This is a genomic window from Duganella sp. CF517, from assembly GCF_900110275.1.
GTDB lineage: Bacteria > Pseudomonadota > Gammaproteobacteria > Burkholderiales > Burkholderiaceae_D > Rugamonas.
Genome location: NZ_FODC01000004.1, coordinates 103,661 through 116,502 on the forward strand (window position 1 = coordinate 103,661; position 12,842 = coordinate 116,502).

Here is a 12,842-nt window from a genome sequence, read left to right on the forward strand (position 1 = left end):
ATTAATCCTCGGAAAAATTGCAATTATCAAATTATGCCATTTCAACGATGATTCGGTACTCATCAGCAGCCTCGTCAAGAAGGCGTCAATCAGAAGGCATCATTCGAAAATGGAGACACGATGCGACATCGGTGCACGTTCGCGTTTCTGGCGGTGGCAAGCGGTAGCTGCCCGGGCCAAAGCAGCGCGATGATCTATGGCATAGGGGATGTCGGCGTCCGTGTTGGAAAAAGCCTGAACGCCGCCAACGCGCCGCTGGCCGGCGGCACGCTGTCCTCCGTCAGCAGCGGCGTAAACAACACCAGCCGCTGGGGCCTGCGCGGCCAGGAAGACCTCGGCGGCGGCTGGCTGGCCGTCTACCGCCTCGAGGGCGGGCTCAATCTGGACACGGGCAGCTCGGCCAAATCGGACAAGCTCTTCGACCGGCAGGCATGGGTGGGCCTCAAATCGCCGCTGGGATCGGTGTACCTGGGGCGCCAGGCGACGCTGCTGGCCGACGCGATCGCACCGGTCGATCCGCTGGGCATCCGCTACGCCAGCTTCAACCCGAACGTCAACATCACAGGGTTGAGCAACACCGCGTTCGGCGGCCACGCTTTCGGCCAGCAATATGGCGCCAGCGGCTATGCCGACAACTTCTACCGGCTCGACAACATGGTCAAGTACACCGCCAACGTCGGACCGGTGGTGGCGCGCGCGGCGTATTCGTTCGGCGAGGTGGCGGGCGCGACGTCGCCATTGTCGACCTTGGGCGGCGCCCTGGCGTACCAGCAGGCGGGGCTGGCCGTTTCCGGCGCCGCGATGCGCTTTCGCAATCGCGACAACCTCGTCCTCGACGCCGGCGTGCTGGGCGCCGCCTACCAGGTGGAAAAATGGCAGTTCAAGGCCAATGTCGGCTTGAACCGCGCCGACACCGGCGTCGACCGGTCGGTGCGGCAGGGCGTGATGTCCGCCGGCTTGAGCCGGCAATTCGCGCCCGATCTTCTGCTGACGACCGCTTACTACAAGGTGCGGCGCTCGGCCACCGGCTTTGTCGACGACGGCTTCGACCGCGCCTTCGCCTATCTGGAAAAAAACCTGTCGCCGCGCGCCACCCTGTACCTCGAATCGGACTACACGCGCTGGCGCGGCGACGCCGCCGGCGTCACCGGCACCCGTGCCGACGACCGCCATGGCGCGGCCCTGACGCTCGGCTTCATGCAGAAATTTTAACGATCGGAGAACGACCATGCCTCAACATCATTCGATACGGAAATCCCGCCCATTGCTGGTCGCGCTCGCTTTGCTGGCCGCCGGCCCGGCGCATGCCGCCGACATCCGCGTGGTCAGCTCGGGCGGCTTCGCCCAAGCCTACAAAAACCTGGCAGCCGAATACGAGCGCACCAGTGGCGACCATTTGCTGTCCGAATGGGGACCGTCGATGGGAACGACCGCCAAGGCGATCCCGGCGCGCCTGGCGCGCGGCGAGCGGATCGACGTCGTCATCATGGTCGGCGACGCGCTCGACAAGCTGATGGACGCGGGGCGCCTGGTTCCCGGCACCAAGGTGGTGCTGGCCAATTCCCCGATCGCCTGCGCGGTGCGTCACGGCGTGGCCAAGCCCGACATCAGCACCACCGACGGCTTGCGCAAGGCTTTCCTGGAGGCGCGCAAGGTGGCCTACTCGGACAGCGCCAGCGGCGAATACATCGAGGGAAAACTGATGATGAAACTGGACATCGCCGAGCAGATGCAGGGCAAGGCCGCGAAAATCCCGGCCACCCCGGTGGGCGAAATCATCGCCCACGGCGAGGCCGATTTCGGCTGCCAGCAGCGTAGCGAGCTGATGCCGGTCAAGGGCATCGACATCGTCGGCCTGCTGCCGCCGGAAGTGCAGTTGATGACGGAGTTTTCGGCCGCGCTGGTGCGCGACGCCCGCCAGCCCGAGGCCGGACGCGCCTTGCTGCGCTTCCTCGCTTCGCCCGCCAACGCCGCCGCGATCGAGGCCACCGGCCTGCAACCGGCGGCGGCGCCCGCCGCGCACTGAACGACCTCTTTTCATCTTTCATCGATAGGTAACACATGGCTATTCAATCCAGCGCCCAGCGCCTAGCGCAGGCCGCGCGGCCGCCCGAACCGGCGCGCGCCCCGTCCCGCATCGCCACCGTCATCCGGGTGACGAGCGGGAATTTCATCGAGATGTACGATTTTTTCCTGTTCGGCTTCTACGCCACGTATATCTCCAAGGCGTTCTTCCCCGCCACCAGCGAATACGCGGCCTTGATGATGACGTTCGCCACCTTCGGTGCCGGGTTCTTCATGCGGCCGCTCGGCGCGATCATCCTCGGCAGCTATATCGACCGCATCGGCCGCCGCAAGGGCCTGGTGCTCACGCTGGCCATCATGGCCTCCGGCACGGCGTTGATCGCCTTCGTGCCCGGCTACGAGACCATCGGATTGCTGGCGCCGCTATTGGTGCTGATCGGCCGCTTGCTGCAAGGCTTTTCGGCCGGCGTGGAGCTGGGCGGGGTGTCGGTCTACCTGTCCGAGATGGCGACGCCCGGCAACAAGGGCTATTACGTCAGCTGGCAATCGGCCAGCCAGCAGGTCGCCATCATCTTCTCCGCCGCGCTCGGCTACGCGCTCAACGAGACGCTCAGTAAAGATTTCATCGCCGACTGGGGCTGGCGCATCCCGTTCTTTATCGGTTGCTCGATCATCCCGGTGGTGTTCTATATCCGGCGCTCGCTGCAGGAAACCGAGGCCTATCTGGCGCGCAAGTCCCATCCGACGTTCCGGCAAATGCTCAAGACCATCAGCCTGAACTGGCCGCTGGTGGTCGCCGGCACCATGCTGATTGTGCTGACGACGGTCGCGTTCTATCTGATCACCGTCTACACGCCGACCTTCGGCAAGAGCGTGCTCAAGTTGAGCACCGAGGAAAGCCTGCTGGTTACCCTGTGCGTCGGCCTGTCGAACTTCATCTGGCTGCCGGTCATGGGGGCGCTGTCGGACCGGATCGGGCGCTGGCCCATCATGGCGGTGTGCTCGGCGCTGACGGTGCTCACCGCGTATCCGGCCTTGTCCTGGCTGGTCGGCCATCCCAGTTTCGAGCATATGGTCATGGTCGAGCTGTGGTTGTCCTTCCTGTACGGCAGTTACAACGGCGCCACCATCGTCGCGCTGACCGAAATTATCCCGGCCAGCGTGCGGACCACCGGCTTTTCGCTGGCATACAGCCTGGCCACCGCGCTGTTCGGCGGCATGACGCCGCTGGTGTCGACCTTGCTCATCGAGAGCACCGGGGACAAGGCGGCGCCGGGGTACTGGATGGCGGGCGCCGGCGCCATCAGCCTGATGGCGACGTGGCTGGTCTATCGCGGCATCGTCAGGGAGCGCCATCCGGTCGCGGCCGTATAGACGGTGCCGACGCCGCGCGGGGCTGGGCGCGCGCCGCGGCGATTCGGCGCGGGCGGGCGCCGGACGCGACCTACTTGGTACCGGGAACTTAATCATTGATCCATAGTTGTATTTTCGATAAAATCGCCGGCTCGACTTTTGACGGATAACATCGATGCGCGTGGGATTTTTTTTGATGGCACTCGCTTGCGGCGCAAGCCAGGCGGCCGAGCCGGCATGGCAACCCTTCCATTGGGCCATCGGCAGTCTCAACGGTGGTCCGTCGGAGCGCCTGGCGCTGCTGTTACCGGTGACCGTCGACGGCGTAGCCTGCATCGTGCAGCTCGATACGGGTGCCAACGGCGACTGGAACTGGAAAAAGCGCGACGGCGCGCTTGCGGGCGACGAACGGGCGGCGGTCGAACTGGCCGGGTTGCAACGCTGGATTCCCGCCACTGCCGCCAACCTGGCGCAACTCAAGGAACCCGATTGCGGCGGCAGCCCCATCGCCATCGTCGGCAACGCGATGTTTGAAAACGGCACGCTGACCTTGGACCTCGGCCGGTCGCGCTACGCCTATGCGCCCCAGGCGTTGCTGGCAGGCGTGCGGGATGCGCAACCGCTGCTGTACCTGAGCTGGGCCCAGGGCGGCGGCCATGTCGTGGTGGAAGTGCGGCGTCCCGGCGCGCGCGTCGGCTATGCCATGCTCGACACGGGCGCCTCGCGCTTTGGATTGGTGGCGACGAACGCGGAGGAGTGGCGCGCGCTGGCGGCCGGCGCCGCGCGGCCGACGTCGGCCGACCCGGGCACGGTCAGTTTCACCGGACCCAAAGGGGAAGCGGTCACCTGCGGCGACGTGCCGCTCCAGGACGGGCTGGAAGTGGCTGGCAAGACGCTGCGAAGCGTGCGCGCGTCCTATTGTGAAGGGCACAGCTTCCAGGGGCCGCTACGCCTGATGGGCACGCTGGGCATGGCGCCGCTGGGCGACCGCACCATTACGCTGGACTACCTGTCGCGGCGCTGGACCCTCAGCGACTAGCCGCCGCAGCGGCCTGTCGAACACAGGACTAAGTCCACAGCCGGCCGGCGCCGGTATCGAGATGGGTGAGGTACAGGCGCAGATCGAACTCGTATTGATGGTAGTTCGGCTCCATGTACGTGCACAGCTTGTAGAACGCCTTGTCGTGCTGCTTTTCCTTGACGTGCGCCAGCTCGTGCACGGCGATCATGCGCAGGAATTCCAGCGGCACCTCCTTGAACATGGTGGCGACGCGGATCTCGTGCTTGGCCTTGAGCTTGCCGCCCTGGACGCGCGAGATCGACGTGTGCAAGCCCAGCGCGTGGTTGATCACATGGATCTTGCTGTCGTACTCGACCTTGTTGATCGGCTCGGCGTTGCGCAGATGCTCATCTTTCAATTCCTGCACGTAGTTGTACAGCGCCTTGTCGGTGCGCAGCTCGTGCGGTTTCTTGTAGCGCTTGAGCAGCACCTCGCCCAGCTGGTTCTTGGCCAGCAATTGGGTCACTTGCTGCTGCGTTTGTTCGGAATAGGCGCTGAGGTACTTCAGGGAGGACATGGCGTGGCGGCTGAAAAGATTCGAGGCGTGAATGTACCACAACCATGACAAAGGGCTTCGCGTCGAGTACGATGGCGCAAACTTCCCAGCGCTCATCCATGCTCGATATCCTCGCCATCACCAGTCCGATTTACATCATCGTCCTCGCGGGCTACCTCGCCACCCGCTTCGGCGTGTTCGAGCGGGCCGACATGCGGGTGTTCGGCAAGTTCGTGCTCAACTTCGCGCTGCCGGCGCTGATCTTCAACGCGCTGGCGACGCGCCATATCCGCGAGGTGCTGCACCCGGCCTACCTGCTGGCCTACCTGGGCGGCTCCCTGATGATCATGATGATCGCGTATGTGGGCGGCCGGTCGGCCGGCTTGAACAACATGCGCAGCACTTTCCTGGCGATGGGCGTGTCGTGCTCCAACAGCAGCTTCATGGGCTTTCCGATCCTGTTGCTGATGGTGGCGCCGGTGGCCGGCGTGGCGCTGGCGCTGAACGTGATGGTGGAGAATCTGGTGATGCTGCCGCTGTTGCTGGCGATGGCGGAAAGCGCCCGCGGCGCCGGCGGGTCGTGGCAGCAGGTGGTCGGGCAGTCGCTGACGCGCCTGGCGCGCAATCCGCTGGTGCTGGCCGTCACGGCCGGCCTGGTCGTCAGCCTGGCCGAAGTGTCGCTGCCGCAGCCGGTGCTGCGCAGTGTGACCTTGTTCTCGCAGGCCAGCGGCGGCGTGTCGCTGTTCGCCATCGGCGGCACGCTGGTGGGCTTGCCGTTGACGACCGGCTGGCAGCGCGTGCTGCCCATTGTCGTGGGCAAGCTGGTGGGGCATCCGTTGGCGGTGCTGGTGATTATTTCGCTGTTGCCGCTGGTCGGCATCGCGCCGATGGAGCCGCAGCTGCGCGCGGCGGCGCTGCTGATGGCGGCGATGCCGATGCTGAGCATCTATCCGATCCTGGCGCAGGCGTACGGCGAGGCCGACCGCAGCGCGACGACCTTGTTGATTTGCATGGTGGCGTCGTTCTTCACGCTGAGCGCGTGGATGTGGTTGGTGCGGTAGACAGCACCAACCACGGCGCGCCGGCGTTACTTCGCCTCTAACTTGGCGCGCACTTTCGCGACATCCTTTTCCGACACCGCGCCCGCCGTGTTGCCCCAACCCTGGCGCACGAAGGTCGCCAGCGCGGCCGCCTCGCTGTCGCTGAGCCGCTTGCCGAAGCCCGGCATCACCAGCACCGACGGCGCCTTGTCCGTCGACGGCGTACGGGCGCCCGCCAGCATCACATGCAGCAGCGCGGTCGGATTCTCGGCGTTGACCACGGTGGCGCCGTCCAGCTCGGGGAACACCCGGCTCGCCCCCTTGCCGGTGACGAAGTGGCAGGCCGAGCAATTATCCAGATACAGCCGCTCGCCCAGCGTCAGGTTGACGGCCGCCGACAATTTCTTGACGGTGGCGTCGCGCCCCTGCGGCTTGACGGCGGCGCCGGACGCCGGTGCCGGCGGCAGCGCCTTCAGATACGCGGCGATGTCGTTGAGGTCGGCGACGGTCATCTGCGAGGTGCTGTGCTGGACCACGGCCGTCATCTCGCCGGCCACCGCCGAATTCTTGTTGCGTCCGGTTTGCAGGTAGTCGACGATGGCGGCCTGGTCCCAGCGCGGCAGCGCGCGCAGCGACGGCACCGGCCAGCCATTGAGCTCGCCGCCGGCGAGGAATTTGGCCTCGCCGCTGTTGCTGGCCTTTTCGTTGAGCGCGAAGCCGCGCGGCGTGTGGCACGTGCTGCAGTGGGCCAGACCTTCGACCAGATAGGCGCCGTTGCGCACCTGCGGGCTCCAGCCCGGCTGCGGTTTGAACGGTTTGCCGTCGGCGAAGAAGAAATTCCAGAACGCCATGCCCCAGCGCTGGTTGAACGGGAAGCCCATCTTCGATTCCGGCGGCGCGTAGGGCGACGCTTTGACGCCGCTTTGGAAATAGGCGTACAGCGCCGCGATGTCCTGGTCGCTGACCTTGGCGTAACTGGTGTACGGCATGGCCGGATACAGATGGGTGCCGTCGGCGCGCACGCCCTTGCGCACGGCGTCGGCGAACTGCTGCTCCGTGTAGCTGCCGATGCCATGTACCTTGTCGGGCGTGATGTTGGTCGAGTAGATGATGCCGTGGCCGCTGTCGATGGGCAGGCCGCCGGCGAAGGCGGGCTTGCCCGGCGCGCTGTGGCAGGCGATGCAGTCGCCGACCTTGGCCAGGTAGGCGCCGCGTTGCGCCAGCGTCTGGCCTGGCGCGGCTGCGGCCGTGGCCGCGGTCGTAGCGGCGGTCGCGGCCGAGGCCACGCCGGCGGCGCCGATGGCGGCCGCTGTCAGGAAATGGGTGAGTGTTTTCATCGTGCGCTTGCTCATGCCTGCACCAGCGGGCCAGGGTTTTTCAGGTACTGTTGTGTGATCGCCTCGGCGGCGAACAAGGTGATGGCGCCGATCAATGCGGTCGGATTGGCCTGGAAGTTCTGCGGGAACGCGTTGCCGCCCGGGACGAAGACGTTGTGCACGTCCCACGATTGCGTGTAGCGGTTGAGCGCCGAATCGCGCGGCGAGGTGCCCATGATGGCGCCGCCGACGTTGTGGGTCGAGACGTACTTGGTGATGTCCCAGTGCGAATCGAGGCCGAGGAAATTTTCCGACATGGCGTCCGGCTTCAGTTCCTTGGCGATGTCGAGCACGATGCCGCGCAGGTGGCGTTGCAGCTTGAGCTCGTTCTGGCGCCAGTCGAATGTCATGCGCAGCAGCGGCTGGCCCCACGGGTCCTTGTAGTTCGGGTCCAGGTCCAGATAGTGGCCGCGATAGGACATGCAGCTGGTCGAGATGCTGACCTTCATCGAGCGCCCGTACCAGTCGACCATGCCGTCCTTCCAGCCCTTGCCCCAGGCCGGCGTGCCCGGCGGCAGCGCGGTGCCGATCGGCGCGCCGGTCGCCTGCGAGCTGTGGATCTTGGCGCCGCCGATGAAGCCCAGGCCCGGCCCGTCGAAGTTGCCCGGCGAGATATCGTTGAACATTTCACCGGTGGCGCCGGCGGTGGCGAACGGGTTGAAGTGCTTGTCCTTGAAGAACAGGGTGGCGTCGCCGTTGCTGAGGAAAGCGTAGTTGCGGCCGATCACGCCCTGTTCGGTGACCGGGTTGTACGGCTCGCCGATGCCGGACAACAGCATCAGGCGCACGTTGGCGAACTGGAAGCTGCTGAGGATGACGATCTTGGCCGGCTGGAACACCTCGCGCTGCTGCTCGTCGATGTAGGTGACGCCCTTGGCGGTCTTCTTGTCGGCGTGCAGGTCGACGCGGATGACGTTGGCGCCGGTCTTGTAGTCGAAGTTGGGCATGCGCTTGACCACGTCGAGGATGGTGGTCTGCGGCGTCGCCTTCGAATAGTTCAGGCACGGATACTTGCTGCAAAAACCGCAGTAGTTGCATGGCGCCAGCTGGGCGCCGTACGGATTGGTCCACGCCTGCGTGACGTTGGCCGACGGATTCGGAAACGGATGGTAGCCCATCTTTTTGACGGTGGCCGCGAACAGCGAGCTGTTGAGCGTGTCGTGCAGCGCCGGCAGCGGGTAGGGGTTCGAGCGCTTGCCTTCGAACGGATCGCCGCCGGGCTGGATCTGCCCGTTCAGGTTGCCGGTGGTGCCGGACAGGCCGCAAATCTTGTCGAACTTGTCCATGTGCGGCTCGATCTCTTCCCACGTAAACGGGAAATCCTTGATGCGCATGTCCGGATCGAGAACGCCGCGCTTGTAGGCCTGGTCGGCGTAGGTCTTGAGCTTGATGTCGGTTTCGGTCGGGCGGATCAGCACCCCGGTCCAGTGCAGGCCGGAGCCGCCGACGCCGTTGCCGGGCACGAACGCGCCCCACTTGCGCGTCGGCAGCGCCGTCTCGCCGGTGTTGTAGCGCACGGTCAGGGCCGCTTCGCGCGGCGTGACGAAGACCTTGTTGCGGATCGCGTAGGCGTACTGGTCGGCCGGTTTCGGGTAGGCGAAGTCTTCCGGCGGGCGGTCGGGGCCGCGCTCGAGCGCGCGCACCTTCAAGCCGGCGTTGGCCAGTTCGATGGACATGATGGAGCCGGCCCAGCCGAGGCCGACGATGACGACGTCGACTTCGTCGTTGGTAATGTTAGGCATAAGTTATTTGCAGAAGAGATAGGAGGGGATGCTTACGCGCGCTTGCCGCTCAGGCTCACCGGCCCGAGCGGATATTTGACGTCGTGCACATCGACCCATTCGGTGTAGGCGGCACGCGCGCCGGGGAAGCTGATGGCGACCCAGGCCTTCATGTCCTTGTTGCCGCCGTACATGGGATCGGCCAGGTAGCCGTTCTTGGTGTCGTCGAGCATCTGGCCGAAGAATTGCGAGGCCTTCAGCGACGGCTCGCCGAGGTCGGCGAAGCTGATGGTGTTCTTCTGCAGCCCGGTGAGCACGGCGTCGCGGTCGGCGGGCGCCAGTTGCTCGAACGGCTTGTGGTGCGTTTGCTGGCTGTATTGCTGGGCGAGCTTGATGCCGAGGCGGTACATCTGCTGCGGCGTGTGGTTGTGCTGGAAGCCCAGCGTGGGGGCGGCGTCGTCCTTGTGCGGACCGTCCATGTACACTTCGCCGCCGATGCCGGCGTGCAGCTGCTGGTCGATGAAGACCGGCACGTTGGTCTCGAGCGCGCCCGGACCCTTGCCGTCGGCGGGGATCAGGCGGTCGCAGGCGGCCATGACGAAGCGCCATTCGTCGGCGGTGAAGAACACCGGTAGGTACTGTTGCAACTCGATTTCCTCGAGGCCGGCGGCGCGCGCGCGGTAGACGGGGATGGAGGCGAGGGGGACGGCGGCGGCGCCGGCCAGCAGCAGCGTGCGGCGCGACAGGTTGATTTTTGTGGTGGGCATGGTTGGCTATCGGGGGATGGCTGGGATGAATACTTCACTAATGTACTACATTTTTGAATATTTCACATATGTAATTAGACGGAGGCTGTGCCTGTCCTCTTGGGTGGGAGGGGATGCTCCAGGGAAAAGTGCGCGCGTCGAGCGGCCGAAGCCGCTACCCTAGCGGCAAACCCTTCGTCAGGAGTCTGCTTTGGATATACGTCAATTCGGCATGCCGATCGCCGGCATCGGCCCGGAAAACTGGATCGTCGCGGCCATCGCCTGCGTGGTCACCTTCGCCGCCATCCACGGCGCGCTGATGCTGCTGCGCCGTCGCATGGCCAGGCTGGTCGACTCCGGCCAGGCGGACAAGCCGGCCGCCGAACTGCTCGGCGCCACCCTGGCGCGCACCAGCAACCTCGCCGTGGTGCTGATTTCGGTGCTGGTGGGCCTGTCGTTGCTGGACTTGCCGCCGCCGTGGCACCAGCGCGTGCAAATCCTCTGGTTCATCGTGCTCGGCCTGCAGGTGACCTTGTACATCGACCGCGCCGTCAGCATCGGCACGCGGCGCTACTTCCGCCAGCATTCGGCCGACGAGTCGGCGCCGGACACGGTGGCCAACACCCTGATCGGCTGGGCCGTCAAGACGGTGCTGTGGGCGATCTTCGCGCTGGCCGTGCTGTCCAACCTGGGCATCAACATCACCACCTTCGTCGCCAGTTTGGGCATCGGCGGTATCGCCGTGGCGCTGGCGGCGCAGAACATCCTCGGCGACCTGTTCGCGTCGCTGGCGATCGCCATCGACAAGCCGTTCGAGGTGGGCGACGCGATCGCCGTGGCCGGCGTGTCCGGCTCGGTCGAGCATGTCGGACTGAAAACCACGCGCATCCGCGCCGACAGCGGCGAGCAGATCGTCATCTCCAACGCCGACCTGCTCAAAAACGTCGTGCGCAATTACAAGCGCATGTCGACCCGCCGCGTGCAGCTGTCGTTCCGCATCAACCCGGCCACGCCGGCGGCGCTGGCCGCCGTGATTCCGGCCGCCATCCGCGAGATCGTCGAGGCGCAGGACGAGGTGCGCTTCGACCGCGTCCACCTGAAGGGATTGAGTCCGGAGGCGATCGAGTTCGAGCTGGTGTTCTTCATGCTGACGTCCGCCTACGGCACCTTCATGGATACGCAGCAGGCGGTGCTGTTGGCGGTGATGGAGAAGTTCGACCAGTTGGGCGTCGATACCGGCACCCCGGCGCACCATGTGATGCTCGAGCGCCAGCCGCGCGCCGTGGACGACGCGCCGCCGCGCAACGAGCTGGCCGAGTTCAAGGGACGCACGCACGGCAGCCGCTAGCCGGTCACGACACGCTTGCTTCGTCAGTCGCCGCCGCCGCCGCCGCACCCGCCGCCGCCGCACCCGCCACCACCGTCGCTTCCGCCATCGCCGCCGCCGCCACCGTCGCCATCGCCGGAACCCGAACCGCCGCCGTCACCGCCCCCCAGATCGGCGCCGCAGTAGACGGCGCCGCCGGCGCCGACGCCGCCCGCGTCGCCTTGGCGCCTGACGCCGCTGCAATCGGGGACGTAGTGGAACCCGCCGGGAATGCCGAGTTTGGTGTCCAGGGCGAACAGCAGAGGCAGCCGGGTGGGCTTGAGCGGGTTGATGTTTTCTTCATGGCAGGCGAAGTGCCAGGCGCGGCGGATGCCTTGGTTGCCCTGATTGCGTTCGCTCAGGACGACGGCCGGCGTGTGGTGCAGCATGTGGCCGAAGGCGCGGCGGCAGAATTGCTCATACTCCCGGGTGTACAGGATGAATTCGTGCCACATATCATCAACCACCTGCGACGGCATCGAGATGAATTTGCCGCCGCTCTTCAAATGCGCGAGGAAGAATTGGCGCAGGCCTTGCGCCACCAGTTGGCAGTCCTTCAGCGACAGTTCTGGATGGTGGGACCGCAGCGCTTCGAACAATCCGTTGGGTAGCAGGAAATCGCGGATGTGGGCTTCGCGCCGCGCACGCCGCGCGCCGATCCGGCGCGCCCAGAGGAAGCCGGAAAAACTGGCCAGCAATACGCAGGCGATGGAAACGACAAGATTCATGGCGCCGACCCGTTGAAAGAGACGGCCTATGATTGCATAAAAGACAAGTCCTTGCAATGCGTTCGGCGGCGCACCGGGCCGTTCCCTGCACAGCCCAAGCTGTCATCGGGCGCCTCGTTATATAATCAGGTATATTGCGGTGAATGAATAACATGATGATAAGGATATCCATGCGGGCTTTGAACATGACATTGGCGGCGGTCTTGATGAGCGCTTTCGCCACGGCGTCGGCCACCGACATCACGGTCTCGGCCGCCGCCAGCCTGACCAATGCCTTCAAGGAAATCGGCGCCGCCTACGAGAAGGAACACGCGGGCGACAAGGTGCACTTCAACTTCGCCGCCTCCGATCCGCTGGTCCAGCAGATCAGCAAGGGCGCGCCGGTCGACGTGTTCGCCTCGGCCGACCAGGAGGCGATGGACAAGGCCGAATCGCTGAAACTGCTGGCGCCCGGCACCCGCCGCGACTTCGCCACCAACAGCCTGGTGCTGATCGCGCCGGCGAACAGCAAGCTGGCGCTCAAAGGCATCGCCGACTTGCAGCAGGCCGCCGTCACCCGCGTGACGATGGGAAATCCGGCCAGCGTGCCGGTTGGGCGCTACGCCAGGCAAGCCTTGGAGCAGGCCAAACTGTGGGGGGCGGTCGAGCCGAAGGCCATTTTCGGCACCTCGGTGCGGCAAAGCCTCGATTACGTGGCCCGTGGCGAGGTCGACGCCGGGTTCGTCTACGCCACCGACGCGATCGTCCAGAAGGACAAGGTCCGCGTGATCGCCACCGTGCCGACCGCCACGCCGGTCAGCTATCCGATCGCCGCGATCGCCGCCGGGCCGCAACCGGCGGCCGGACGCCAGTTCGTCGATTACGTGCTGGCCCCGGCGGCGCAGGCCATCCTGGCGCGCCACGGCTTCGGCCGCCCATAGGGAACGCGCGG

12 protein-coding genes are annotated in these 12,842 nt (G+C 65.6%); 7 read left to right on the forward strand and 5 right to left on the reverse strand.

Annotation, left to right across the window (positions count from 1 at the left end; translation table 11 throughout):
• Positions 1-120: 120 nt before the first annotated feature.
• From BMX85_RS16565 to BMX85_RS16580, 4 genes are all read left to right on the forward strand, one after another.
• Complete coding sequence (locus tag BMX85_RS16565) at positions 121-1,212, forward strand: porin (RefSeq protein WP_090320435.1); 1,092 nt, start codon at positions 121-123, stop codon at positions 1,210-1,212.
• Between the two features lie 16 nt (positions 1,213-1,228).
• Positions 1,229-2,026 (forward strand): substrate-binding domain-containing protein, encoded by a 798-nt coding sequence (locus BMX85_RS16570; RefSeq protein ID WP_090320438.1) that lies wholly within the window; start codon positions 1,229-1,231, stop codon positions 2,024-2,026.
• Between the two features lie 35 nt (positions 2,027-2,061).
• Entirely contained in the window at positions 2,062-3,399 is a 1,338-nt protein-coding gene (locus BMX85_RS16575) for an MFS transporter (RefSeq protein WP_090320441.1), read from the forward strand.
• 175 nt (positions 3,400-3,574) lie between these two features.
• Positions 3,575-4,417 (forward strand): hypothetical protein, encoded by an 843-nt coding sequence (locus BMX85_RS16580; RefSeq protein ID WP_143068013.1) that lies wholly within the window; start codon positions 3,575-3,577, stop codon positions 4,415-4,417.
• 28 nt (positions 4,418-4,445) lie between these two features.
• Here the strand turns inward: BMX85_RS16580 and BMX85_RS16585 are convergent, their stop codons facing one another.
• On the reverse strand, positions 4,446-4,955 hold the full coding sequence (locus BMX85_RS16585) for a YgjP-like metallopeptidase domain-containing protein (protein WP_090320447.1): 510 nt from the start codon (positions 4,953-4,955) through the stop codon (positions 4,446-4,448).
• A gap of 71 nt (positions 4,956-5,026) precedes the next feature.
• On the opposite strand from BMX85_RS16585, the gene BMX85_RS16590 reads away from it, so the two are divergent.
• Positions 5,027-5,995 carry an AEC family transporter gene (locus tag BMX85_RS16590; protein WP_229210523.1) on the forward strand — a complete coding sequence of 323 codons (969 nt, stop codon included), beginning with the start codon at positions 5,027-5,029 and terminating at the stop codon, positions 5,993-5,995.
• Between the two features lie 26 nt (positions 5,996-6,021).
• On the opposite strand, the gene BMX85_RS16595 is transcribed toward BMX85_RS16590, so the two are convergent.
• From BMX85_RS16595 to BMX85_RS16605, 3 genes are read right to left on the reverse strand one after another with little or no spacing between them, the layout of a single operon-like run.
• Positions 6,022-7,311: a c-type cytochrome gene (locus tag BMX85_RS16595; RefSeq protein ID WP_090322059.1), complete on the reverse strand. Its 1,290-nt coding sequence runs from the start codon at positions 7,309-7,311 to the stop codon at positions 6,022-6,024.
• A gap of 11 nt (positions 7,312-7,322) precedes the next feature.
• Complete coding sequence (locus tag BMX85_RS16600) at positions 7,323-9,092, reverse strand: GMC family oxidoreductase (RefSeq protein WP_090320453.1); 1,770 nt, start codon at positions 9,090-9,092, stop codon at positions 7,323-7,325.
• Between the two features lie 32 nt (positions 9,093-9,124).
• The gene (locus BMX85_RS16605) at positions 9,125-9,838 is read right to left on the reverse strand and encodes a gluconate 2-dehydrogenase subunit 3 family protein (protein WP_090320456.1); all 714 of its coding nucleotides are present in this window, start codon (positions 9,836-9,838) and stop codon (positions 9,125-9,127) included.
• 190 nt (positions 9,839-10,028) lie between these two features.
• Here BMX85_RS16605 and BMX85_RS16610 point away from each other — a divergent pair, with 190 nt between their 5' ends.
• On the forward strand, positions 10,029-11,165 hold the full coding sequence (locus BMX85_RS16610) for a mechanosensitive ion channel family protein (RefSeq protein ID WP_090320459.1): 1,137 nt from the start codon (positions 10,029-10,031) through the stop codon (positions 11,163-11,165).
• Positions 11,166-11,188: 23 nt separating this feature from the next.
• On the opposite strand, the gene BMX85_RS30525 is transcribed toward BMX85_RS16610, so the two are convergent.
• Positions 11,189-11,911 carry a glycine-rich domain-containing protein gene (locus tag BMX85_RS30525; protein WP_177196788.1) on the reverse strand — a complete coding sequence of 241 codons (723 nt, stop codon included), beginning with the start codon at positions 11,909-11,911 and terminating at the stop codon, positions 11,189-11,191.
• A 206-nt stretch (positions 11,912-12,117) separates the two neighbouring features.
• Here BMX85_RS30525 and modA point away from each other — a divergent pair, with 206 nt between their 5' ends.
• Positions 12,118-12,831 (forward strand): molybdate ABC transporter substrate-binding protein, encoded by a 714-nt coding sequence (gene modA, locus BMX85_RS16620; protein WP_229210524.1) that lies wholly within the window; start codon positions 12,118-12,120, stop codon positions 12,829-12,831.
• Positions 12,832-12,842: the final 11 nt, after the last annotated feature.